General features: G+C 68.0%; 21 protein-coding genes and 1 tRNA gene. 12 read left to right on the top strand and 10 right to left on the bottom strand.

The annotated features are described in order from the left end of the window. The first annotated feature begins 159 nt into the window (after positions 1–159). The 6 genes from F0U60_RS27790 (at position 160) to F0U60_RS27765 (ending at position 5,338) form a co-directional block, all read left to right on the top strand. The gene (locus F0U60_RS27790; protein WP_395803928.1) at positions 160–1,032 is read left to right on the top strand and encodes a serine hydrolase; all 873 of its coding nucleotides are present in this window, start codon (positions 160–162) and stop codon (positions 1,030–1,032) included. Positions 1,033–1,094: 62 nt separating this feature from the next. Continuing rightward, positions 1,095–1,898, top strand: a complete 804-nt coding sequence (locus F0U60_RS27785) for an outer membrane beta-barrel protein (RefSeq protein WP_395803925.1) — start codon at positions 1,095–1,097, stop codon at positions 1,896–1,898. A gap of 57 nt (positions 1,899–1,955) precedes the next feature. Then, the gene (locus F0U60_RS27780; protein ID WP_395803923.1) at positions 1,956–2,663 is read left to right on the top strand and encodes a response regulator transcription factor; all 708 of its coding nucleotides are present in this window, start codon (positions 1,956–1,958) and stop codon (positions 2,661–2,663) included. Positions 2,664–2,691: 28 nt separating this feature from the next. Beyond that, positions 2,692–4,248 carry a sensor histidine kinase gene (locus F0U60_RS27775; protein WP_395803921.1) on the top strand — a complete coding sequence of 519 codons (1,557 nt, stop codon included), beginning with the start codon at positions 2,692–2,694 and terminating at the stop codon, positions 4,246–4,248. A gap of 40 nt (positions 4,249–4,288) precedes the next feature. Continuing rightward, on the top strand, positions 4,289–4,918 hold the full coding sequence (locus F0U60_RS27770) for a hypothetical protein (protein WP_395803919.1): 630 nt from the start codon (positions 4,289–4,291) through the stop codon (positions 4,916–4,918). A 90-nt stretch (positions 4,919–5,008) separates the two neighbouring features. Further along, a complete protein-coding gene (locus F0U60_RS27765) occupies positions 5,009–5,338 on the top strand; it encodes an alpha/beta fold hydrolase (protein WP_395803917.1) in 330 nt (109 codons plus the stop codon). A gap of 69 nt (positions 5,339–5,407) precedes the next feature. Here F0U60_RS27765 and F0U60_RS27760 read toward each other — a convergent pair whose 3' ends face one another. Genes F0U60_RS27760 through F0U60_RS27750 form a run of 3 tightly spaced genes read right to left on the bottom strand, consistent with a single transcriptional unit; the run spans position 5,408 to position 8,607 of the window. After that, the gene (locus tag F0U60_RS27760) at positions 5,408–6,571 is read right to left on the bottom strand and encodes a hypothetical protein (RefSeq protein WP_395803915.1); all 1,164 of its coding nucleotides are present in this window, start codon (positions 6,569–6,571) and stop codon (positions 5,408–5,410) included. Positions 6,572–6,574: 3 nt separating this feature from the next. Continuing rightward, positions 6,575–7,879, bottom strand: a complete 1,305-nt coding sequence (locus F0U60_RS27755) for a hypothetical protein (RefSeq protein ID WP_395803913.1) — start codon at positions 7,877–7,879, stop codon at positions 6,575–6,577. A 50-nt stretch (positions 7,880–7,929) separates the two neighbouring features. Further along, the gene (locus F0U60_RS27750; protein WP_395803911.1) at positions 7,930–8,607 is read right to left on the bottom strand and encodes a pyridoxamine 5'-phosphate oxidase family protein; all 678 of its coding nucleotides are present in this window, start codon (positions 8,605–8,607) and stop codon (positions 7,930–7,932) included. 95 nt (positions 8,608–8,702) lie between these two features. On the opposite strand from F0U60_RS27750, the gene F0U60_RS27745 reads away from it, so the two are divergent. The 4 genes from F0U60_RS27745 (at position 8,703) to F0U60_RS27730 (ending at position 12,313) form a co-directional block, all read left to right on the top strand. Further along, a complete protein-coding gene (locus F0U60_RS27745) occupies positions 8,703–10,190 on the top strand; it encodes a PLP-dependent aminotransferase family protein (protein ID WP_395803909.1) in 1,488 nt (495 codons plus the stop codon). Between the two features lie 102 nt (positions 10,191–10,292). Beyond that, entirely contained in the window at positions 10,293–10,439 is a 147-nt protein-coding gene (locus tag F0U60_RS27740) for a hypothetical protein (protein WP_395803907.1), read from the top strand. A gap of 105 nt (positions 10,440–10,544) precedes the next feature. Continuing rightward, positions 10,545–11,252: a gamma-glutamyl-gamma-aminobutyrate hydrolase family protein gene (locus tag F0U60_RS27735; protein WP_395803905.1), complete on the top strand. Its 708-nt coding sequence runs from the start codon at positions 10,545–10,547 to the stop codon at positions 11,250–11,252. A 104-nt stretch (positions 11,253–11,356) separates the two neighbouring features. After that, positions 11,357–12,313 carry an aldo/keto reductase gene (locus F0U60_RS27730; RefSeq protein WP_395803903.1) on the top strand — a complete coding sequence of 319 codons (957 nt, stop codon included), beginning with the start codon at positions 11,357–11,359 and terminating at the stop codon, positions 12,311–12,313. 17 nt (positions 12,314–12,330) lie between these two features. Here the strand turns inward: F0U60_RS27730 and F0U60_RS27725 are convergent. The 3 genes from F0U60_RS27725 to F0U60_RS27715 all read right to left on the bottom strand — a co-directional run bounded on the left by F0U60_RS27725 (position 12,331) and on the right by F0U60_RS27715 (position 14,800). Continuing rightward, positions 12,331–12,404, bottom strand: a tRNA-Arg gene (locus F0U60_RS27725). An 87-nt stretch (positions 12,405–12,491) separates the two neighbouring features. After that, positions 12,492–13,127, bottom strand: a complete 636-nt coding sequence (nth, locus tag F0U60_RS27720) for an endonuclease III (protein WP_395803901.1) — start codon at positions 13,125–13,127, stop codon at positions 12,492–12,494. 83 nt (positions 13,128–13,210) lie between these two features. Then, positions 13,211–14,800, bottom strand: a complete 1,590-nt coding sequence (locus F0U60_RS27715) for an MBL fold metallo-hydrolase (protein ID WP_395803899.1) — start codon at positions 14,798–14,800, stop codon at positions 13,211–13,213. 87 nt (positions 14,801–14,887) lie between these two features. On the opposite strand from F0U60_RS27715, the gene F0U60_RS27710 reads away from it, so the two are divergent. Next, a complete protein-coding gene (locus F0U60_RS27710) occupies positions 14,888–15,793 on the top strand; it encodes a LysR family transcriptional regulator (RefSeq protein WP_395803897.1) in 906 nt (301 codons plus the stop codon). Between the two features lie 6 nt (positions 15,794–15,799). On the opposite strand, the gene F0U60_RS27705 is transcribed toward F0U60_RS27710, so the two are convergent. Then, complete coding sequence (locus F0U60_RS27705; RefSeq protein WP_395803895.1) at positions 15,800–16,321, bottom strand: carboxymuconolactone decarboxylase family protein; 522 nt, start codon at positions 16,319–16,321, stop codon at positions 15,800–15,802. 19 nt (positions 16,322–16,340) lie between these two features. Continuing rightward, complete coding sequence (locus F0U60_RS27700) at positions 16,341–17,078, bottom strand: SDR family oxidoreductase (protein ID WP_395803893.1); 738 nt, start codon at positions 17,076–17,078, stop codon at positions 16,341–16,343. A 182-nt stretch (positions 17,079–17,260) separates the two neighbouring features. Here F0U60_RS27700 and F0U60_RS27695 point away from each other — a divergent pair, with 182 nt between their 5' ends. Beyond that, positions 17,261–18,190, top strand: a complete 930-nt coding sequence (locus F0U60_RS27695; RefSeq protein WP_395803891.1) for an AraC family transcriptional regulator N-terminal domain-containing protein — start codon at positions 17,261–17,263, stop codon at positions 18,188–18,190. 33 nt (positions 18,191–18,223) lie between these two features. Here the strand turns inward: F0U60_RS27695 and F0U60_RS27690 are convergent, their stop codons facing one another. Beyond that, positions 18,224–20,629: an AMP-binding protein gene (locus F0U60_RS27690; RefSeq protein ID WP_395803889.1), complete on the bottom strand. Its 2,406-nt coding sequence runs from the start codon at positions 20,627–20,629 to the stop codon at positions 18,224–18,226. 123 nt (positions 20,630–20,752) lie between these two features. Beyond that, positions 20,753–21,997 (bottom strand): multidrug effflux MFS transporter, encoded by a 1,245-nt coding sequence (locus F0U60_RS27685; protein ID WP_395803887.1) that lies wholly within the window; start codon positions 21,995–21,997, stop codon positions 20,753–20,755. Between the last annotated feature and the right edge of the window lie 16 nt (positions 21,998–22,013).

Here is a 22,013-nt window from a genome sequence, read left to right as displayed (position 1 = left end):
TGACGGTCAAGATTCTCCAGCAAGACCTGAATAGTGGAGATACACTGGTTACACGGGAGGTAATGTTCCTCTCACAAAGTCAGTCCAGGGCTGCGGCGTGTGGAGGGGTTCGTGTCGGAGTCGTGATGCAATTGTGACGCGGTGTAGTCTTCTTCCCTCATGCTCTCCACCGCGCTGCTCATCCTCCTCGCCGCGACACCCTCTGGTACCGAGTCCCTTCGCGCCTCCCTCCAGGAGCGCATCGCCCAGGTGAAGGGCGCGTCCGTGGCGGTCGCCTATCAGCACCTCGGCGATTCCAGGGACTCGCTGTACCTGGAGGCCGATCGCTCCTTCCATGCGGCCAGCACCATGAAGGTGCCGGTGATGCTCGAGCTCTTCCGCCAGGCGGATGCCGGCAAGCTGTCGCTGGAGCAGCCGGTGACGCTGGCCAACCAGTTCACCTCCATCGTGGATGGCTCGTCGTACTCCCTGAATGCAGGGGACGACGAGGACGCGGCCCTCTACGAGCGGCTCGGCAAGCCGGTGCCGGTGCGCGAGCTCGTCGAGCGGATGATCACCCGCTCGAGCAACCTGGCCACCAACACGGTCATCGCCCTGGTGGACCCGAAGCGCGTCACGAAGACCCTGCGCACGCTGGGGGCTCGCCAGATGACCGTCCTGCGCGGTGTGGAGGATGGAAAGGCGTATGAGAAGGGTCTGAACAACACCACGACGGCGAGGGATCTCGCCACGCTGCTGGCCGCCATCGAGCGGGGACAGGCGGCGTCACCCGCCTCCACGAAGGCCATGCGCTCCATCCTGTTGGCCCAGGAGCTGAACCAGGAGATTCCCGCGGGACTGCCGCCGGGCACTCCCGTGGCGCACAAGACGGGGCAGATCTCCGGCGTCCTCCATGATGCCGCTATTGTCTACCCGTCCGGTCGTTCCCCCTACGTCCTGGTGGTGCTCACCAGCGGCATTCCAGACGAGAAGGTGGCCCGCGCGCTCATCGTGGACCTCTCCCGGCGGGTTTACGCGCACGTGACGCGTTGACGTCTGGAGACGAGGAGGGGCGAGGTGCTATGTGCTGGCGCCCTTCTTCGGAGGAAGACTTCTTGCGTACGTTGTTCATCTCGCTGGCCGTGCTTGCCTCGGGTTGTGCCACGACACCGCCGGCAAAGACCGCGGCCCAGCGCCTCGCGGAGCTCAAGCGCGAGCGCCAGGCCGAGGCGGCCGAGCAGGGGCAGGACCAGGCGAAGCCCACGGAGGATGCCCCACCGCCCACTCCGGCTGTTGCTGTATCCGAGCCGTCTCCGGCGAGTACTCCCGAGGCGCCGGAGGCTCCCGAGGCGCCGGAACCACCTGAGCCCCCGGAGCCTCCAGAGCCGCCCGAGCCCCCTGAGGCTCCAATGGTTGCCGTGGTCCCCGTTCAGTCTCTGGTGGAGACGGGCCCGCGTGCTGGCCGGTTTGGCATCCACGGCACGCTGTTCGGCTCTGGTTTCGGCCTCCCTTCGGTCAGTACGCCCCTGGGTTCCGTTTCGACGGCGGGTGTTCGCTACTTCCTCAGCGACTGGGTGGGCCTGGACGTCGAGGTGGGCTTTGCCATCGCGTCGGCGGAGAAGACGACCGTTGTGGGGTTGAGCGGGGGGTTTGGGCTGAACCTCTACGGCGGCTCCCCGGGAGACGACTTCCGTCCCTACTTCGCGGCCGGGCTGGGGGCGACCAGCCTGCTGGGCAGCACTGTCGAGGGCTCTACTTCGCTGGCGGTCTCCGCGGGTGGAGGACTGGAGTACTGGCTGATTCCCCGGCTCTCGGTGAACGCGGGACTGATGGTGTCGCTGGCCGTCAATCCGGCCAATGAAGTCCTCTTCCTCGGAACAGTTCGTCCAGGAATCGGGCTGACGCTCTATACGAAGTGACGCAACGCTCACGGCTCATCGGACCGTCGGCCGCTCCGTGATAGGGTTCGGGGCGCCGTGAGCGAGCGTCCTTCCATTCTGGTGGTTGATGATGATCCGCACCTGCGCGAGGTCGTGAGCTTTGCCCTCACGCAGGCGGGCTTCCACGTCGAGCAGGCCCCTCATGGGAGAGCGGGCCTGGAGCAGGTCCGGCGCTCCGTACCCGCGCTCATCGTCCTGGACATCATGATGCCCGAGATGGACGGACTGGAGCTGTGCCGCGAGGTCCGCCGCACGCATGAGATTCCGATTGTGTTCCTCTCGTCGCGAGACGACGAGGTGGATCGGATTCTCGGGCTGGAGCTGGGTGGCGACGACTACATCACCAAGCCCTTTAGCCCGCGCGAGCTGGTGGCGCGCATCAAGGCCGTGCTGCGCCGGGTCCGGGCCACCGCGAGCGCGAGCCCGGTGGCACCCGCTGCCACGCCCTCGCAGGTGCTGCAACGAGGACCCCTGCGGTTGGATCTCGACCTGTGGCGCGCGTACTGGAACGAGCAGGAGGTGGTGCTGACCGTCACCGAGTTCCACCTGCTCGCCGCGCTGCTCCGTGCACCCGGTAAGGCGTTCACCCGGGACGAGCTGATGACGCGTGTCTATGAGGACGTGGTGGTGAGTGATCGCACCATCGACAGCCACGTGCGGCACATCCGGCACAAGTTCGCCGCAGCCGGGGGTGAAGTCATCCAGACGGTACACGGCCTTGGCTATCGGCTCGCGATCCCCTGAGCTCGCGCGCGCTCGCCCGCGCCTGTGGATGGTCTTTGCGGCCGTGGGGCTGGGGGCCCTCGTGCTCGCGCTGCTCGGCCTGGTGCTCGTCCGCGTCTATGACGATCAGCTCATTCGTCAGACGGAGAGCGAGCTCATCGCCCAGGGCGTCGTGGTCTCCGAGGTGTACCGCGAGCTGTTGCGCCAGAAGGTGGGGACCCAGGGCTATGGTCTGAGTCGAGTCGCGCCCTGGCCGTTCCCGGCAGCCAAGGGCTCGCAGTTGCGACCCATCCTTCCTTCACTCCGGGCCTCGGACGAGGTGCTACCCGCGGCGGAAGTGCCACCGGACTCCGCCATCCCCGCCGAGCCCCTCGCGCGGCAGGTGGGCGAGCAGCTCGCTCCGCTGCTCATCGACGTGGGGCGCTCCACGCTGGCCGGCATCCGGGTGGTGGACCTTCAGGGTGTGGTGGTGGCCAGCAGCGCGTCGGGTCTCGGAACCACGCTGATGGCCCGAGAGGAGGTCCAGCGGGCCCTGCGCGGCGAGCCCCGGAGCGTGCTGCGCCAGCGCATCGCGGATCCCGATGATGCTCCGCTCGCCTCGCTGAGCCGTGACACCGGTGTGCGGGTGACGGTGGTCCTGCCCGTGCTCGAGGAGGAGCGGGTCTGGGGCGCGGTGGTGCTCTCTCGGACGCCCATGACGTTTGCCAAGGCTGTCTACGCGGACCGGTGGAATCTCACGGGGACTGGGTTGGTGCTGCTGGGTGTGGTGGCGCTGATGTCCCTGGCCGCTGCGGCGCTGGTGGTCCGCCCGGTGCGGGCCCTCGTGCGGCAGACGCGAGCCATCGCCGCCAGCGCGCCCGAGGGTTTTGAGCCAGTGGCTCGCCCGGTGGTCCAGGAACTTGCCGAGCTCTCCGAGTCCCTGGCCGGAATGGCCACCGCGCTGAGGGATCGCAACCAGTACATCCGCTCCTTCGCCGCGAACGTGTCGCACGAGTTCAAGACGCCGCTGGCCTCCATCCAGGGCGCGGTGGAGCTGCTGCGCGACAGTGCCGACAGCATGTCTCCCGAGCAGCGCGAGCGCTTCCTGTCCAACATCGACGCGGATGCGCGGCGCCTCACTCGGCTGGTGCAGCGGCTGCTGGAGCTCGCGCGCGCGGACTCGCTGGTGGCCCGCCCCTCGCGGACGGAGATCACCCCGGTGCTGGAGGCCCTCGCGGAGCGTGGCCGGGCGCAGGGCCTCGCCGTGGAGGTGGGGACGGTCTCGCCAGGGCTCACGCTGGGGCTGCCCGCCGAGGTGTTGGAGGACATCGTCTGGCAGCTCATCGTCAACGCCTCGCAGCATGGGGGCGAGGGCGTGCGGGTGCGGCTGGAGGCGGACGCGGTACCGAGTGAGGGGAGGGGGAGGGTGGTGGTACGGGACAACGGGAAGGGCATCTCCGAGTCCAACCGGGCGCGCGTCTTCGATGCCTTCTTCACGACGGCGCGGGAGCGGGGAGGCACAGGGCTCGGGCTGACGATCGCCCAGTCGATGTTGCGAGCCTTCGGTGCCCGCCTGGAGCTGCTGCCCGCGGATGAGAAAGGGACGGCGTTCGCCGTGGTGGCGTAGGCTTCGTCACCTGGTGCCTTACCGGAGGTCGCGATTTCCCATGCGTCGGCTGCGCTTTCCCATCGTCATGCCCTATCTCCGGTCCGGTGATTACCTCGTGTCGTTCCCGGCCACTCGCGAGCTCCTTCTCCCGTTGGGACAGCCTGGCTACGTGGAGGATGATCCCACCCGCACTGCTGGCGGGCGCGAGCTCTTCTGGGCCTTCGAAGCGGAGAATGGACTGCGGTTCCAGGTGGCGTGGCCTGAGCTCGGGGAGTTCGCTCTCGTCGCGGCCGACCCTCCCGATGCACAACAGGTCATCGCTACCCTGCGGGCCCTGGGAGTGGATGCAGTCTTCGAGGTACAGCCGGCCCCCGAGGGGCTTCCGCTGCCGCGATATCATGCACGTGGCGCCGTGTGGCTCTTCACGGGCCAGGGCGCGGCGCAGCCAACGGCCGTCTTTTCACGCAAGCAACTGGCCGACGAGTGGCTCGCCAGGACGAAGTACTCGGGCACGCTCATAGCGTACCCGCTCGACATGTCTCGCTATGACATGGATAGGCGGATGGACAAATTCCCTCTGCCTCCCGCTCATTCGGCAGCCGCCCAGAGTTATGTCGGTCTGACGGGCGAGCGCTACGAGTACATCGACGGAAAGCAGATGCCGAGCGCGGGGGATGTAGAGGCCTGAGGTCTTCCTCTCCTGTTGGTGGGTTGTGCCTCCACCCCGTCTGTGCTTCGGACGGGGTCATCGGGTGGAGCTGATTCGCCGCACCAGGTAATGACCTGGGTGGGGCTCCACCACCCGGAGCGCATCGACAATCTGGTCTTCCTGGATGCGACGGACGACCGGGCTGAGATCGCCTTCGACGGACAGGCCTTCCCCAAGTGGATGGAGGCCATGACTGGCCTCGAGAGCACGCCCGCGGAATTCCGGGAGAAGGCGAGGGCCTATCTGCCCACGCTGAGGCGGAACACGGATGCGGCGGATGCCACGCTGCGGCAGCTGCCGGGCTGGAAGCTGGTGAAGCTCGAGAACGCGCGGCACTTCGTGTGGCTCACGAACCATGCGGATGTTGTCCGTGAGATGCGCGCCTTCCTCTCCCCTTGAAACACGGAGGCGATGACCCTCACCCCCCGCCCTCTCCCAGAGGGAGAGGGGGCATGCGCAACACGAGGATCACCGGAAGTAGCTTTTGGAGATGTCCACTGAGTAGCCCAGCTCCAGCGTGGGTGCGGAGGCCGACACGAGGTACTGCCGGAAGTGGAGCACCTTGCCCGGCAGCGGTGTCCGTGTCTCGAGCCCTGTGTCTTCTCCCTCCGTGGCCTCGTACTGCTCCATGCTGCCTCCCTCTCGCCGGTAGTTGAAGACGGCTGGGAAGTGCGCTCGCCCTTGGACCGTTCCCACCGGCCAGGACACCCGGGGCAGTGCCAGCTTCAACCGGCCCGACAGGTGGAAGACTCCCAGGTCTCTCGCCAGGACCACCTCCAGCGAGGCCTCTGTCTCCCCGAAGCGCGCTGGAGCCACCTTCAGCTTCAGTCGGCCGTCCTTTTCGTTGGGGATGAGTGGGACGGAATCGAGCAGCACCCGCTCGAGGCGGTGGCCCTCGGGGAGCTCCAGCTCCAGTTCCTGTTCGCGATCCAATCGCAACGCGTAACGCACGCGCACGGAGGCCTTGCCCTCCAGCGTGGACACCCACGAGGCCCTGGCCTCGGGGATGCTCGGCTCCAGCGGTGGGCGCACCACCTGGCGGGCCACCTTCGGCGTGACGGCGGTGCGCCAGCCGATCCTCAGCACCCCCTGTCGGGGATACACCTCGGAGTCCTCACTCCCTGAAGCGGCTGGTTCGGTCAGCGTGAAGGCCGTGGCGTCCGCCTCCAGCCGGAGCGGTACCGGCGTGACGTGGGGCCCGAAGCGCAGCTGCACCTGGCGCTCAGGGCCGGTCCCCGTGGGACGCAGGGCGAGGCTCACATCGAAGGCGTAGCGTCCGGGCTCTCGGGTCACCAGGCTCAGCTGGCCCTCCAATGCGCCCACGGTGGCGCCCTCCAGTGAAGGGAGCTCGGTCAGGTACATGTCCGGGTCGAGCTGCAGCAGCCGCACCCGCGTCCAGTTCCCACTGGCGAGGACTTCCACCTCGAAGTGCGCATCCACCAGCAAGGCGTCCGCGGTGAGCCGTCCCTTGAGCTGGCTCTTCACCACCAGGGCGTCCGTGGGGGGCGCGGGCTGCGCCTGCTCCTGGTGCTTCGCATACAGCGGGAGCAACTCCTGGAGTGGCACCGTCGCCGAGCCCGAGGGCGTTTGTGCCATCAGCATCAATCCGAGTACGAGAGAAGGGGTCCACATGGTTCACCTCGCTTCCTGGGTGACGGGGGCGTGCGGCGGCTCGCCTCCGGGTGGGAGATCCGAGAGCAGGGCCCGCACGCTCGCGCGGGTGGAGAGGGCCATCAGGCCGAGCAGCGCCGCGAGGATCTCCAGCGTGTAGATGAGGCCGGTGTAGCCCTGGAGGATGACGGCGGTGGTGGGCACCACGAGGGTGGCACCCCAGACGCCCGCCAGCCGGGAGGTACGCTCCTCGGGGTAGAGACGTTTCGCGTAGGCGACCACGGCGGCGCCGAGCCCGAGCGTGGCCAGCGCATACGCCACATAGAAGTTCATGAAGGCCGCAAGGTACGCGAGCAGCACGAAGAAGAAGCCGTAGGCGGCGGCCAGCAGGTAGGACTCGTAGAAGGCCAGCGGTCTGCGGTGGTGGATGCTGAAGGCGGCCAGCAGGGCCAGCAGGCCGAGGAAGGGCACCCAGGCCCGGCCCGCCATGGTGGAGACGACGTTGTCGTACGCCTCCTCCGAGGGGAGGATGACCCCCAGGTTCACGCCGGACTCGAGCGACTGGAAGGCCCAGTCGAGCGCCACCGTGTCGCGTCCAGCCTCCACCGTGTTGGCCACGAGGACCTGGGGCGGATAGTCGTAGTTCTCACCGCCCTCCACGGTGAGGTGCAGCCGCACGTCACGGGCTGGCAGTGAGGGATCCAGCTTGTAGAGGAAGGAGTCGAGGCCCCGAGCGCGGTAGCGGATGGAGAAGTGACTGGTAGCGCCCTGGGGGATGCGGCCCGTCCAGACGAGGCGGTTGCCGGACTCGCCCAGGTCCAGGTCCGCCTCGGCACCGTTGACCAGGAACTGCAACTCCGAGAGGAGCACCTGGGACTTGTCCACCTCGATGGGGAAGATGAAGGCCACGTCGATGTCGTGGCCTTCGCGGTTGACGGCGGCGTAGTCGGCGGAGAGGGTGAAGTCGAAGCCGGAGAAGTAGCGCAGGCCGCGCTTGCGGTAGTTCATCCGGGCCTGCACCTGCACGTGCTGCTTGTCGAAGGGCAGGGGCTTCAGCTCGGTGAAGATGGTGCCGCTCTGCACGTAGCGCAGCGAGGGCGCCGGCTGCACGACGGGAGCGCCCCAGCGCTCCTCGACATCCCGGGCGAGCTCCGAGCTGGCGAAGTCGGTCCGGTCCGCCACCTGGCTGGCGATGATAGCGGTGGCGAAGACGACAATGAAGAGGCTGCCGAAGACGTGGTGGCGGACGAGCCACGTCAGCGCTCGCCCAACCGCCGAGCCAGCTGGGCGCGGCGGAGAAGGCGTGAGGTTGAGGGTGTCTGGGCTCATGGGCCCAGAGTGGGGCAGGGGCGTGCACTGCGAATGGACGCCCCGTGCACTTACTCAGGATTGTTCGTGCAGAAATTGTGATCGAGGAGGGACCCGGGCAGGCGAATGCCTTTGCGCAGATCCTCAGCGGGCTCGGGCGGACGCGCCACGAGCCGCAGCGGGAGCACTCCTGCCCAGCACTCCAGCGCCAGGTCCTCCTCATCGTCCCGGGGCCCTCCGGTGCGGATCTTCGCCGAGGCCTCCTCCAGGGGCAGCCGGAGCACGGATGTCGCCTTCAGCTCCTGGGCATTGGGGGCGCGCACCTCGGCCCAGCGACCGCGCAGCGCGTGGTCCGTGATGGCCTCCAGCGCCTGGGTCTTCTCCGCCTCGTCCGTGACCAGCACCGCCGTGCCCAGCACCACCACCGAGCGGTAGTTCATGCTGTGGTGAAACGCGGAGCGCGCCAGGACGAGCCCGTCTACCAGTGTCACCGTCAGGCAGGCGGGCACGCCCTGGGCGAGCTGCTTCGCGAGCCGGCTCACGGAGGCGCCATGGAGGTACAGGTTCCGTCCCATGCGGCCGTACACCATGGGAATGACGTAGGGCTGGCCCTCCACCGTCACCCCCACGTGGGCCACCAGTCCTTCATCGAGGATGGCGTGGATGACGGGCTCGTCGTAGGAGGCGCGCTTTGGGAGGCGCCGGACGGTGCTGCGCTCGCTCGGAGGAAGTGGAGTGGGTGTGTCCATGCTCCTCTTCATCGCTCCGAACTGGTCCATCCAACAGGGCCAGTTCTGACAAATCAGATGGACCAGCCCCGCTCCCCGAGGCAGGCTCCTCCCTCATGAAGGGCTGGGACCTGACGCTCGACCTCCGCGCTCCATCTCCGACGCCTCTCTTCGTGCGCATCGCCCGCGCGCTGGAGGAGGACATCCGCCGTGGCCGGCTCCCTCCCGGTGCGCCCCTGCCGGGGAGCCGCACCCTCGCGGAGTCTTTGGGGGTGCACCGCAACACGGTGATCGCCGCCTACCGGGAGTTGGAGACGCAGGGGTGGATTACCACCTCGGCGGCTCGGGCCACCTTCGTCTCTCCCTCGCTTCCGGAGGTACCCGCGCGTTCCTCCGCTGGAGTTCCCCGCCCAGTCATGCCCTCGCAGGTGGGCTTCTCCCTCCCGTCCGCGCCCCTGCGCCGCGAGCGTCCCATGCCGCCTCCAGGCACGCTCGTCCTCGCCGGAGGCGTCCCCGACGTTCGGCTCCTGCCCGCCTCCGCTCTCGCGCGTGCCTACCGCAGGGCGCTGAAGCTCCATGGCAAGCGTCTGCTCGACTACGGCGACACGAGCGGCCACCCGCGCCTGCGCGCCGCGCTCGCCGAGATGCTCTCCTCCCTGCGAGGGCTCGCCGTCCGCGCCGACGATCTGATCATCACCCGCGGGAGCCAGGGCGCGTTGGATTTGGTGGCGCGCACGCTGCTGCGGACCGGGGACACCGTGGCGGTGGAGGCGATCGGCTATCGTCCCGCCTGGCACGCGCTCCAGCTCTCCGGGGCCCACCTCGTCCCCATTCCGGTGGACGGCGAGGGCCTGCGAGTGGATGCGCTCGAGGCCCTCTCCCGGCGCACGCCGGTGCGCGCGGTGTACCTCACGCCTCACCACCATTACCCCACCACCGTGACGCTCTCCCCGGCGCGGCGGCTCGCGCTGCTGGCGTGGGCTCGCACGCACCGCGTGGCCCTCATCGAGGACGACTACGATCACGAGTTCCACTACGAAGGTCGCCCCGTCCTGCCGCTGGCGAGCGCGGATCGGGAGGGGCTGGTGCTGTACGTGGGCACGTTGTCCAAGGTGCTGGCTCCGGCCTTGCGCCTGGGCTTCCTCGCCGCGCCGCGCCCCTTCCTCGAGCGCGCCCTCGGGGTGCGCGAGGCGGTGGATCGGCAGGGGGACTCCGCGCTGGAGGCCGCCGTGGCCGAGCTATTGGAGGAGGGCGAGGTGCAGCGCCACGTCCGTAAGATGCGCGGCGTCTACCACGAGCGGCGTGACGCCCTGGTGCGAGCGCTGGAGCGGGAGCTGTCGGGTGCGCTCACCGTCTCGCCTCCCGCGGGAGGCATGGCCCTATGGGCGCCCTGTGTGCCGGACGTGGACGCCGAGGCATGGGTTCGCGCGGGGCAGGAGGTGGGCGTGGCCTTTCTCCCGGGAGGTGCCTTCAGCTTCGACGGTCGCCCCATCCCCGCCGTGCGGTTGGGTTTCGCCGCCCTGAAGGAATCCGAGCTCGCTGAAGCGGTCTACCGCATGGCGCGTGCCCTCTCCCTGCTCCGTGCCCAGATCGCCTCTTCGTAAAGTTCTGGTTTGCCTGAAAAGAAAGAAGGACTCACGCGTATGTCAGACGCTCTCCTATTCTTGTCGGGCCTCACTTCTTTGACCCCTCATCAGGAGAACAGCATGAAGCGCCTTCTCTTCGTCGCCGCCGCCGCCATCGCCCTGGGCATGGGCTTTACCTCCGCCTCCGTGCAGGCCGAGGATTGTCAGCCGACCTGCTACAAGCACCCGATCACCGGCCAGCTGATCTGCACCACGCCCTGCCCGTAACGTAGCGCTGCTCGGGCGGCACGAGGGCCTCATCCGGGCTTCCCGGGTGGGGCCCTTCGCGTTCGTGCGCTAGGTTACGCGCGGACTCCCGACCCTGGAGAGGACATGCGCGCGGTGGTGATGCAGCACGAGGAAAACGAGGGACCCGGGCTGTTCGGTCCGGCCTTGGAGGCGGCGGGCTTCACCCTGGTGAAGCGCTTTCGCGGCGTGAAGCGGGAGGACCTGGACGCGGAGCTGGTGGTGGTGATGGGCGGCACCATGGGCGTCTACGAGGCTGACCGCCATCCCTTCCTCGGAGAGGAGCTGGCGCTGCTGACGGAGCGGCTCGCGCTCGGGTTGCCGGTGCTCGGCATCTGCCTGGGTGCGCAGCTCCTGGCCGCGGCGGCGGGCTCCGAGGTCTTCCTCGGGAAGAACGGGCTCGAGATCGGCGTGGCGCCCGTGCGCTGGACGAAGGACGGCCTGGCCGATCCCGTCATCGCCGGCGTGCGTCCTCGCACCCCCGTGGCGCACTGGCACCAGGACACCTTCAAGCCCGTGTCGGGGGCCACCCTCCTGGCCTCGACGGATCGCTACTCGCAGCAGGCCTTCCGGCTCGGTGACTCGTATGGGTTCCAGTTCCATCTGGAGCTCACGGCGGACGAGCTCGAGCGTTGGTTCACCGAGGGCGCCGAGGAGCTGGTCGAGCTGTACGAGAAGAACCTGGACGAACTGCGCTCCCAACTCCCCAAGCTGCGTGCCGCGGAGTCCGAGAACCGAGAGCTGATCGAGCGGCTCGCCCACCACTTCGCCCGGGTGGCTCGCGCCTCCAGGTGAACAGTCGTGGCTCCCGAGGAATGGAGGGCCCACATTCCTCTTGGGGCGTGAGGGTCCGTGGCGCATACAGGGGCGCTCAGGACTCACGCTCAAGGGAGACGCATATGCAGAAGCAGCAGCTCGGCAACTCGGATCTCCAGATCACTCCGATCGGCTTCGGCGCCTGGGCCATCGGTGGCTCGGGGTGGACCTACGCCTGGGGTCACCAGGACGATGAGCAGTCCATCCGCGCCATCCAGCACGCGCTCGACCGGGGCATCAACTGGATCGACACCGCCGCCGTGTACGGGCTCGGCCACTCGGAGGAGGTGGTCGCTCGCGCCCTGAAGGGTCGCTCGAACCGGCCGTACATCTTCACCAAGTGCGGCCTCGTCTGGGACGAGAACCGCAAGGAGCGCAGGGAGCTGGGCGCGGACTCCATCCGGCGCGAGTGCGAGGCGAGCCTGCGCCGGCTCCAGGTGGACGCCATCGACCTCTACCAGATCCACTGGCCCCTGGAGGGCGACTCCCTCAAGGGGATCGAAGAGGCCTGGAAGACGCTGGCCGAGCTCCAGCGCCAGGGCAAGGTGCGGTGGATCGGCGTCTCCAACTTCAACGCGCAGCAGATGGAATTCGCGAAGAGCATCGCCCCCATCACCTCGCTGCAGCCGCCGTACTCGCTCATCCACCGCGACATCGAGAAGGACATCCTGCCGTTCTGCGAGCGCAACAACGTGGGCGTCATCGCCTACTCGCCCATGGCCTCGGGCCTGCTGACGGGCGCCATGACGCGTGAGCGCATCGCGAAGTTTCCCAAGGACGACTGGCGGAGCCGCAGCTCGGACTTCCAGGAGCCCAAGCTGTCGCGCAACCTGGCCCTGGTGGAGCTGCTGAAGAAGATCGGCGAGCGGCACGGACGCGCCCCTTCCGAGGTGGCCATCGCGTGGACGCTGCGGCGGCCGGTCGTCACCGGCGCCATCGTGGGAGCCCGCAGCGCCGAGCAGGTGGACGGCTTCATCGGCGCCATGGACTTCCGCCTCTCGCCCGCCGAGCTGAAGGAGATTGAAGACTTCGCCGGCTGAGCCTGAAGGGGGAAAAGCGCTTCCTGGAGGATTCGAACCTCCGGCCTTCGGATTCGTAGTCCGACGCTCTATCCAGCTGAGCTAAGGAAGCGTGGGGCGCGAGGTACCACGGCGGTTGGTGCAGCGCAATCTCCTCTTTGTGCCTCGCGCAACTTCTCCGGCGAACGGGCGGCGGCGCCTACTCCACCCCGATCTTCGGGCAGGTGTCGTTCAGGGGGCAGGCGTCGCACTTGGGCTTGCGGGCCGTGCAGGTGTAGCGGCCGTGCAGCACGACTGCTGGCCCGAAGAAGGTCCACTCGCCCTGGGGGACGAGCTTCATCAGATCCTTCTCGATGTCGTCGGGCTTCTCCTTCTTGGTGAGGCCCAGGCGCTGGCTGACGCGGGCCACGTGGGTGTCGACGATGACGCCCGAGGGGATGCCGAAGGCGGTGTTGAGCACGACGTTCGCCGTCTTGCGGGCCACGCCGGGGAGGGTGATCAGCTCCTCGATCGTCTTGGGCACCTCGCCACCAAAGCTCGCGAGCAGCTCGCGGCTCATGGCCTGCACGGACTTCGTCTTCTGCTTGAAGAAGCCCGTGGGCTTGAGGTCCTCCTCGAGCGTGGCGGTGTCGGCCTCGGCGAAGGCCTTGGGGCCCTGGTACTTCTTGAAGAGGGTCGCGGTCACCCGGTTGACGCGCTCATCCGTGCATTGCGCGGCCAGGATGGTGGCGACGAGCAGCTCGAAGGGGGTCGTCCAGTTGAGCTCATAGCGAGCTCCCGGGTAGGCCTCGTGGAGGCGGGAGAGGACGGTCTTGGCGGTCTGGGCGGCGGTCATGGTCGTTGCTCCTCGAGCCCCCCTCTACCATTCGGAGGGCGCTGCCAGGCAACACCCTACGTTCGTGAGCGCAACCGCTCGCCCTAGAAGAACATCTCCGCCTGTCCGAGCGGCATGCTGGTGGTGATGCCCTGCTCCGCGCAGTAGGCCATGAGCTTACGGGCCTCGATGAGCTGCGGCGCGTTCTCGTGGTAGCCCATGGCCATGATGTGGCCGAGCCACGGCTCGCGGCCCATGGCGTAGATGTGGACGTGCTTGGGCTTGAGCCGCCGGACGATCTCCGTGCCTCGCTCCGCATTGGAGCCGTTGAGCCGCCGCGACTGATCCATCTTGCGGGGCAGGGGCGTGGGCATCAGCGGCCCGTACAACCAGCTCAGGGGGCCACCCTCGGATTCCATGCCCAGGAAGAGCACGTCGATGTCTCCCACCATGGCATGGACGTGATCATACAGGCGGGGTTCGATCGCGTTGGAGTCCGCTGCCATCAACATGGAGCGGCCCTTGAGCCGCACCATGTGCGCGATCTTCGACTGGATGTTGAGGTCCGCGTGCTCTCCGATGAAGGGCAGGCCGATGAGCTCCCCCTCCGGCAGGGGGAGGGAGTCCATCTCACCGAGGGCCACCACGTTCTTGAAGCCGAGCTTCCGCAGCATCCGCTTGAGCGAGGGATCCGCCAACGCACCTCCCGCCGCGGCCGGCACCACCACGGTGCCGATGCGCTGACGCAGCTGCACCAGCGTCTCGAACATCAGATGGTCCGCGTGGCCGTGCGTGATGAGCGCATAGTCGATCCGCTCCGGCAGGTCCGCATGGGTGTAGCGGGGCAGATCGCTCGGCACGTCGTAGCTGATGACGGGATCCGTGAGGATGCTCACGTCGCGCGTCTCGATGAGCACGCAGGCGTGGCCGAAGTAGCGCAGGCGCACCCCGTCCCCCTCGTACTTCTGTGCCGGACGCGGCGGTTGTTCGGTGAAGAACGTGGACAACAGCTCGCCCTGCTGGGCCGACAGCCCCAGGGCTTCGCGCACGGGACCGATGGGGCCCGGGGTCCGCCGCATGGCGAAGAGCTGGTCGATGGCCTCGTGGCGGAAGGGTAGGCGCACGTGCAGGGTGTCCTGGTCGGAGTCGAGCCGCGGCGTGCTGAAGACATACGGGCGGGCGTCCCCCTTCAGCAGACGCAAGGACAGACTCTGCGCGTTCTCCTTGTAGTGGGGGCTCCCATAGAGGAGCGCCTCGAAGAACCGCGGCGAGGCCCGGTTGTTGAGGTCATACGTCAACTCCACGTAGCCCTGAAGGATGTCCGGCACCTTGCGGTACAGCTCCTCGAGCGAGTGGCCATTGGCCGTGGCCAGCAACTTATCCAGCTCGGCCACCGCTTGGGCGAAGCGGATGGACGACTCCTGCTCCTTGAGCGTTCGCTCCAGCAGTTGCTTGATCTCGGGCACCCGCTCGACGCCGTAGTTGATGTAGGGGCCGCCGGCCAGCGCGGGATTCTTCAGCGCGGCCACATGGATGGCGGGGTTGGCCACGAAGGACTGCATGATCTTCACGTGGTGATTGGCCACGTAGAGCGGTGCGGTCGCGGGCGTGATGAGGTAGTACCACGCGTACCACTGGTTGTAGAGCGGCTCGATGGCAACGTTCTGCTTCAGGTACAGGGCCGGCTCGGACATGCGGTGCTCCTTGGATCCGGGGGGGAGAGTCCTCGGGGCGTGTGAGTCACGGAAAGTGGAGATTCCTAGCCTATCAGGAGAACAAGCGTGGGCGCATCCCTCGACGACCTCGTCTCGATGACCGTGTTCGCACGCGTCGTGGAGGCCAACTCGTTCTCGGGCGCCGCGGCCCGGCTCGGCCTGTCCAAGTCCGCGGTGAGCACCCGCATCACCGCGCTCGAGCGCCGGCTGGGCGTCCAGCTCCTCCAGCGCACCACACGTCGGCTGTCGCTCACCCACGAGGGTGCCCGCCTCTATGAGCGCTGTGTGCACCTGCTCTCCGTGGCGGACGAGGCCTCGGATCTCCTCGGCCACGTCGGAACCATCCCAGAGGGCACCGTGCGCGTCGCCGCCCCGGTCGGTCTCTCCCTGCACCCGCTCGTCTCCGTGCTGGAGAAGTTCGCGGAGCGCTACCCTCGGGTGCAGGTGGAGCTGTCCGTGTCCGACCGGCAGGTGGACATGCTCGCTGAAGGCTTCGATGTGGCGATGCGGCTCCGCCCGCATCCCCATGAGCGCACCCTCATTGAGCGCAGGCTCGGAACCGAGAGGACCGCCATCTGCGGCGCTCCCTCGTACTTCGCCAGACGCGCGCCTCCCCAGACTCCACACGACCTGACCCAGCACAACTGCCTGCGCATGAAGGGCAGCAAATGGGTCTTCCGGGGGCAGGGCGGTCCCCCGATCCTCGTTCCGCTCTCGGGCACGCTCGTCGCGGATGACATCGCGGTGGTGCGCGAGGCGGCGCTCGAGGGCATGGGGCTGGCGCGCCTGCCCCGGTCACTCATCGACGCGGACCTGAGGGAGGGACGGCTCCTCACCGTCCTCGATGCCTACGTGCCCGACGTCTTCCCCATTACCCTCGTCTATCCCCAGCGCAAGCACCTGCCCCACAGGGTGCGTGTGTTCATCGACTTCGTGACCGAGCACTTCCGCAAGGTGTTCCGGGGCGGGTGAGCGCGCTCAGCGCGTGGGGGCCTGGGCGCTGGACTCAATTCCCCGCTCGTCGAACAGCTGCTTCAGAACCTGGGACGCGTCAATGGCGCGAGGGAAACCCGCGGGCACGGTGATGAGATAGACGATCTCCTTGAGCTCCTCCGGCTTCACTCCGGCATTCAGTGCGTAGCCCGCGTGGATCTTGAACTGGGCCAGCTGGCCCAGGGAGGCGAACGCCGCCATCGCCGCGAGCTGGCGCGTCCGCACGTCGAGCTCCTGGCGTCCCCAAACATCGCCGAGAGCGTAGGCCGCCGTCGCCTCGGCGAGGAACGGGAAGTCCCGGCGCATCGCCTCCAGTGCTGGTTGGGGCTTGCCGCCATTCAGCTCGGACACGAGGGCCTCTCCTCGCGCAACGCGGTCGGCGACGGTGGGATTGGTACGCGCGGGCTCAACTGGCGGGCTGGCCTGCGCCGCCGGTATCGCGTGCACGCAGCCGCCGAGGGAGAGTGCCAGGAGAGGGGAAAGCAGCAGAAGGGGACGCAAGCGCATGGCGGTTTCTCCCGGCGGTTCAGTACGGGCTCGCGGTGGGCCGGACGATGATCTCGCTGACGTCGACATCGGCGGGCTGCTCGATGGCGAAGGCAATGGCCCTGGCGATGGCGTCGGCGGGAATCGCGATCCGCCGGAAGTCCTTCATCGCATCCTGGGCATGAGGATCGCTGATGCTCTCCGCGAGCTCCGATTCGGTGACTCCCGGCGAGATCACCGTCACCCGGATGTCTCCACCGACCTCCTGGCGTAGCCCCTCGGAGATGGCCATGACGGCGAACTTGGTCGCGCAGTACACGGCCGCCGTGGGCGAGACGCTGTGGCCCCCGATGGAGGAGAGGTTGATGAACTGCCCGCTCCGCTGCTTCTTCATCAGCGGCAGCCCCGCGGCGATGCCATGCAGCACCCCCCGGATGTTCACGTCGATCATCCGGTTCCACTCGTCAACCTTCAGCGCCTCCAGCTTGGACAGCGGCATGACCCCCGCGTTGTTGATGATCACATCCACGCGGCCGAAGGCACCGAGCGCGAAGTCGACGAACGCCTCCATGTCCTCGCGCCGGGTCACATCCAACTGCCGGTACCGGGCCGAGCCGCCCTCGGCGGTGATGGCCTTCGTGAGCGCCTCGAGCCTGTCGGTGCGCCTGGCGCCGAGCACCACATGCGCGCCCTGCCTGGCAAGCAGGCGGGCTGCCGCCTCGCCAATGCCGCTGCTGGCCCCGGTGATGACAACAACCTTTCCCTTGATTCCGGACATGAGTATTCCCTCGTAGGTTTGTCTCAAGCGCCCGGGGCAGGTGCGCCCCGGAAGCGAGCCAAAACTACGAACCGGAGGAGGTTTGTCGGTAGACCATTCCTGGCGCGTTCTTGCCTGATCCTGCAAAAGCGCCGCGAAGTCGCAGGGGCACTCCCAAAGCGAAGGGAGTAGTCTAATCCTCCATGGCGATGACCTCGAGGGAACAAGACTCCGCGAGCCTGACCGAACTGGCCTCCCTGATTGAGCGCTTCACCCCGGGCGATGGCGTGCACCCGACAGCCATCCCGCACGTGTCGCTCCTGCGCGCCGCCCGGCCGGGTGAGCCGCTGCGTGTCCTCTCTCGACCTGCGCTGTGCGTCATCGCCCAGGGGAGCAAGCAGGTGATGCTGGGCGAGGAGGTCTATCCGTATGACGCCTCGCACTACCTGGTGGTCTCCGTGGACCTCCCCATTACGGGCCAGGTGACGCGAGCGACGCCCAAGGCGCCGTACCTCTGCTTCCAGTTGGATTTGGATCCCGTCGAGCTCGCCGACCTGATCCTGAAGGCAGGCCAGCTCGCGCCGATGCAGCGGGGCCCATCTCGGGGCCTGTTCCTCAGCCAGACCACTCCGGCGATGCTGGATGCGGTGCTCCGGCTGGTGCGCCTGCTGGATGCACCCGAGGACATCCCCATGCTGGCCCCGCTGGCCACCCGAGAGATCCTCTATCGCCTGCTCAAGGGGGAGCATGGGTGGAGGCTGGGGCAGATCGCCACGGAGAACAGCCAGGCGCAGCGCATTGCCCGGGCCATCGGCTGGATCAAGAGCCACTTCGCGGAGCCGCTGCGCATCGAGGATGTCGCGCGCGAGGTGCACATGAGTCCCTCTTCGCTGCATCACCAATTCAAGGCCGTCACCGCCATGAGCCCGCTGCAGTATCAGAAGCGGCTCCGGCTCCAGGAGGCCCGCCGCCTCCTACTCAGCGCGGACGTCGATGTGGCGACGGCGGGCTTCCGGGTGGGCTACGAGAGTCCCTCACAGTTCAATCGCGAGTACCGCCGCCTGTTCGGGACGCCGCCCGGGCAGGACCTGCGACGGCTGCGGGAGACGGAGCCGGGCTCGCTGTCCGCTTGAGCCTCTTCAGTGAAGTGACCGAAGGGGGAGGAGTCACAGCCGCAGGACGTGCAGCCGCAGCTCCGCGCCGCCTTCCGGCACTTGGGCGAAGGGGCGTGTCCCCTCGTGGACGAACCCACGCACGTCCAGGCGTGCCTCGGTGCGATAACCCAGCTCCTCGCAGACCTGCTGCGTCAGGGCATGTGTGTTGACCGTGACGACTCCCCGGTAGCCCCGGGCGCGGGCCGAGGCGATCACCGCGCTCTCGAGCTCGCGCGTGACCCGGGCCACCTCGCGCTGCTGCCCCGCGACCGCGAGCAGCATCACGTAGACCCATTCACCCGGTCCTGGCTCGGACTCCTGGTGGCACCAGGGGTCCGAGAGTGCGCTCATGACGGCGTCCAACGGCCCGAGTGCCGGAGCCAGCACGAAGCGGCCCTCCCGTGCATGGGTATGCACCCGCGAGAAATCGGCGGCCACCACGCACCCCACCAGGTCTCCTTGGTCATCGGTGGCCGCGAAGGACAGGCCTTCTGTCGCGCAGGTCTCGAGGTAGCTGGTGAATAGCGCATGCAGATCGGCTCGCGTCCCGCCAAGCACCCGCGCGAGCGGATCGATTTCCGCGAAGCGATCTGCGAGCAGGTTCACCGCCGCCGTGCCCAGTGCCCCCCGCGCCGTCTCCACTCCGCGCAGGATGAGTCCGTGGGAGGTTGCCTCCGCGCTACCCCCTCGTCTCAACGCTCCGAGAGAGGGTGCTGCGTAGAACCGCTCCAGGGACACCGTCACACCTGCCTCGCGCAGTCTCCGGAGCAGGTCCACCGCGAGCAGGGAGGTGCCTCCCGCCTGGAAGAAGTCGACGTCCTCTTCCATCGGAGCCCGGGGAAGGACCGCGCGCCAGGCGGCCGTGTACGGATCCTCGTGAGGGGCAGCACGCTCCACCCCGAGCGCGAGCAATCGCTGGCGATCGAGCTTTCCATTGGGCAGCAGTGGAAACCGCTCGATGAGGTACAGGGCTGGCTGTGCATAGGGCGGCAGCGCCTGGGTGCATGCCGCTCGCAGGGTCTCCAGCGCCACCGCTCCCGGCTCGCGCGGTTGGACGAACCCGAGCAGCGAGGGCCCCGCCGAGTCTTCATGCACCAGCGCCACGGCGCCCATGACGCCCTCACACTGGAGGAGCGTGCGCTCGAGCTCGGCGAGATCGAAACGGTTGCCGAACAGTTTCACCTGCCGATCTCCGCGGCCTTCGTGGAGCAGTGTCCAGTCCCCATCGACGGGGTCGCGGACCATCCGGCAGAGGTCTCTGGTGTCGTAGCGCCGTCCTCCTTCCGCCCACGCAGCGGAGGACCTTCCGTATCCGAGATAGCCGAGCGCGAGGTTCGCGCCTCGCACATGGAGGGTGCCTCGCTCGCCCGCTCTCACGGGCGCTCCCGCATCATCGAGCAGCTCGAGGGTGGTGTTGCTGATGGGCCGCCCGATGGGAATCGGATCCTCCCCAGCGCGAACCACGTGCGCGGTGACGTCGCCCATGATCTCGGTGCTGCCGTAGAGATTCAGCAGCACATCGCCCGGCCGCCGCGCGAGGAATGTCCCGGCGAGCGCGGGGGGCAGGGCTTCGCCACTGCATGTCCACATGCGCAGCTTCTTCAGGGGCGCGCCTGCCGCGTCGGGGTGGGGCGGCAGGTGCGGCACGAGGAGCCGCAGCAGGGAGGGCACGACGATGAGGCGGCTCACACCATGGCGCTCGGCGAAGGCGAGCAATCGCTCGGGTTGTCGCTCGAGGCCATCGGGCGCGACCGCCACGGGAACTCCCTGGAGGAGTGCGCCGAACAGCTCCCAGATGGAATCGACGAACCCGAGAGGGGTCTTGAAACAGCACACCTCGCCCTCGGTGAAGGGGAAGGCCCGCCACATCCACAAGAAGCGGTTCTGCGCCGCCCGATGCGGCAGGCACACGCCGCGTGGCCGTCCGGTGCTCCCCGATGTGTACAGCACCGCGAAGGGACGCTCACCCGCTGGAGACCTGGATGACGGGGGCTCGGGAGCCTGGGGCGCCGCGTCTTCCTGCTCGAGCGGCGCACGCGGGTCGAGTACCCAGCACGGACTCGTGGAGGCGAGCTGCCGCACGAGCGCTTCGTGCTCGGGTCCTGTCACGATGAGGGAGGGGGCGGCATCGGCGATGATGTGCTCCAGTCGTGCACGGGGATGGCTGGGCTCGAGGGGCAGATAGGCGCAGCCCGCTTGGAGCACGGCGAGGAGCAGTTCGACCAGCGCGGGCCCACGCGACATGCACACACCCACGAGCGGCGTCCCCTGGGGGAGGGACGAGGAGGTTCCGCGCAACCTCGTCCGCAGTGCTCGTGAGAGGTGATGGGCCTGGGTGCTCAACTCCTGAAAGCTGACCGAGCCTTCGTCCGTGAGGAGTGCCGGTGCCTCGCGGCGCGCGGGGTTGGCCTCCATCATCTGTGTGAGCGCGCCCTCTATCGTCCAGTTCGCCGAGAGTGGGAGAGAGGGGCCATGAAGTACGCTCCACATGAAGACCAGCCTGCGTTTTCGCCTATTGAAAGGCAAACCCGCAGTGCTCGGTCATCGCGCCAGGGACGTCTCCGGGGGCGGGAGCTGGGACTCCTCGTCCTTCTTGCCCACCTCGGCCTTGACCCTCAGGGCCGCCACCCAGGACGCCACGGCGCACGTCGCCATCACGGCCGCCATGGGCAGCATGGTGCCATCATTGAAGAGCCCGACGCTCGCCGAGGCCAGGGCCGATATGGCGAACTGCAGGGAGCCGAGGACGGCAGACGCCACACCGGCTCGGGCGCCGTGCTCCTCCAGGGCCAGTGCCGCCGCGTTCGGCGTGATGAAGCCGATGCTCGTGATGAACAGGAGCAGCGCGGGCGCGATGGTCAGGACGCTCCCGAGCCCCGTCACGGCCAGCACCATGAGGCCAGCTCCCACCAGCACCGAGGCGAGCGTCGCCGTGATGGCGATCCGCTCGGGGGCGAAGCGGGCGAGGAGCCGCCGGTTGATCTGGCTCGCGGAGATGAGCCCTGCGGCGTTCATGGCGAAGAGCCACGCGAAGCGCTCCGGCGCCACGTGGTGGAGCTCCATGAACACAAAGGGCGAGCCGGAGATGTAGGCGAACATGCTGGACTGCGCGAAGCCTCCGGCGAACGTGGCGGCGAGGAACCGCCGGTCCGTGAAGAGGACGCGGAGGTTTGTCCCGAGCATGCCGGGGCTCCTCGGATGGGGGGACGTGGACGTCGTCCCGGGAATCGCCACCAGCGAGAGCACCAGGGCGATGCTGCCGAGGACGGCGAGCACCCCGAAGATGGCCCTCCACCCGGCGAAGCCGAGGACCCACCCACCGAAGAGCGGCGCGAGGATGGGGGCCGCGCCCATGATGAGCATGAGCAGCGAGAGCACGCGTGCGATCTCCCGGCCACTGTAGTGGTCACGGACGATGGCTCGCGCGATGACCGCTCCGGCGGCCCCGCCCACCGCCTGAAAGAACCGCAGCGCGATGAGCCAGTGGATGCTCGGTGCGAACGCGCAGGCGGCGGACGCGAGGATGTAGATGATGATTCCCGCGATGAGCGGACGCCGGCGCCCGAACCTGTCCGAGAGGGGGCCATAGGCGAACTGGCCGATTCCCAGCCCCGCCATGAACGCCGCCAGGGTGAGCTGGACCGAGGACGCGGTGGTCTTGAGGTCTCCCTGGATGGTGGGGAGACTCGGAAGGTACATGTCGATCGACAACGCGCCGAACGCCGTCAGCATGCCCAGCACGAACAGCAGGAGGGCTCGTCGGGGAGGCGCGGGATGAGTGCTCATTTCACGCCTCTTAACG

Source organism: Archangium minus, from assembly GCF_044360475.1.
Classification (GTDB): domain Bacteria; phylum Myxococcota; class Myxococcia; order Myxococcales; family Myxococcaceae; genus Archangium; species Archangium minus.
This window is presented reverse-complemented; position numbering and strand designations above follow the sequence as displayed.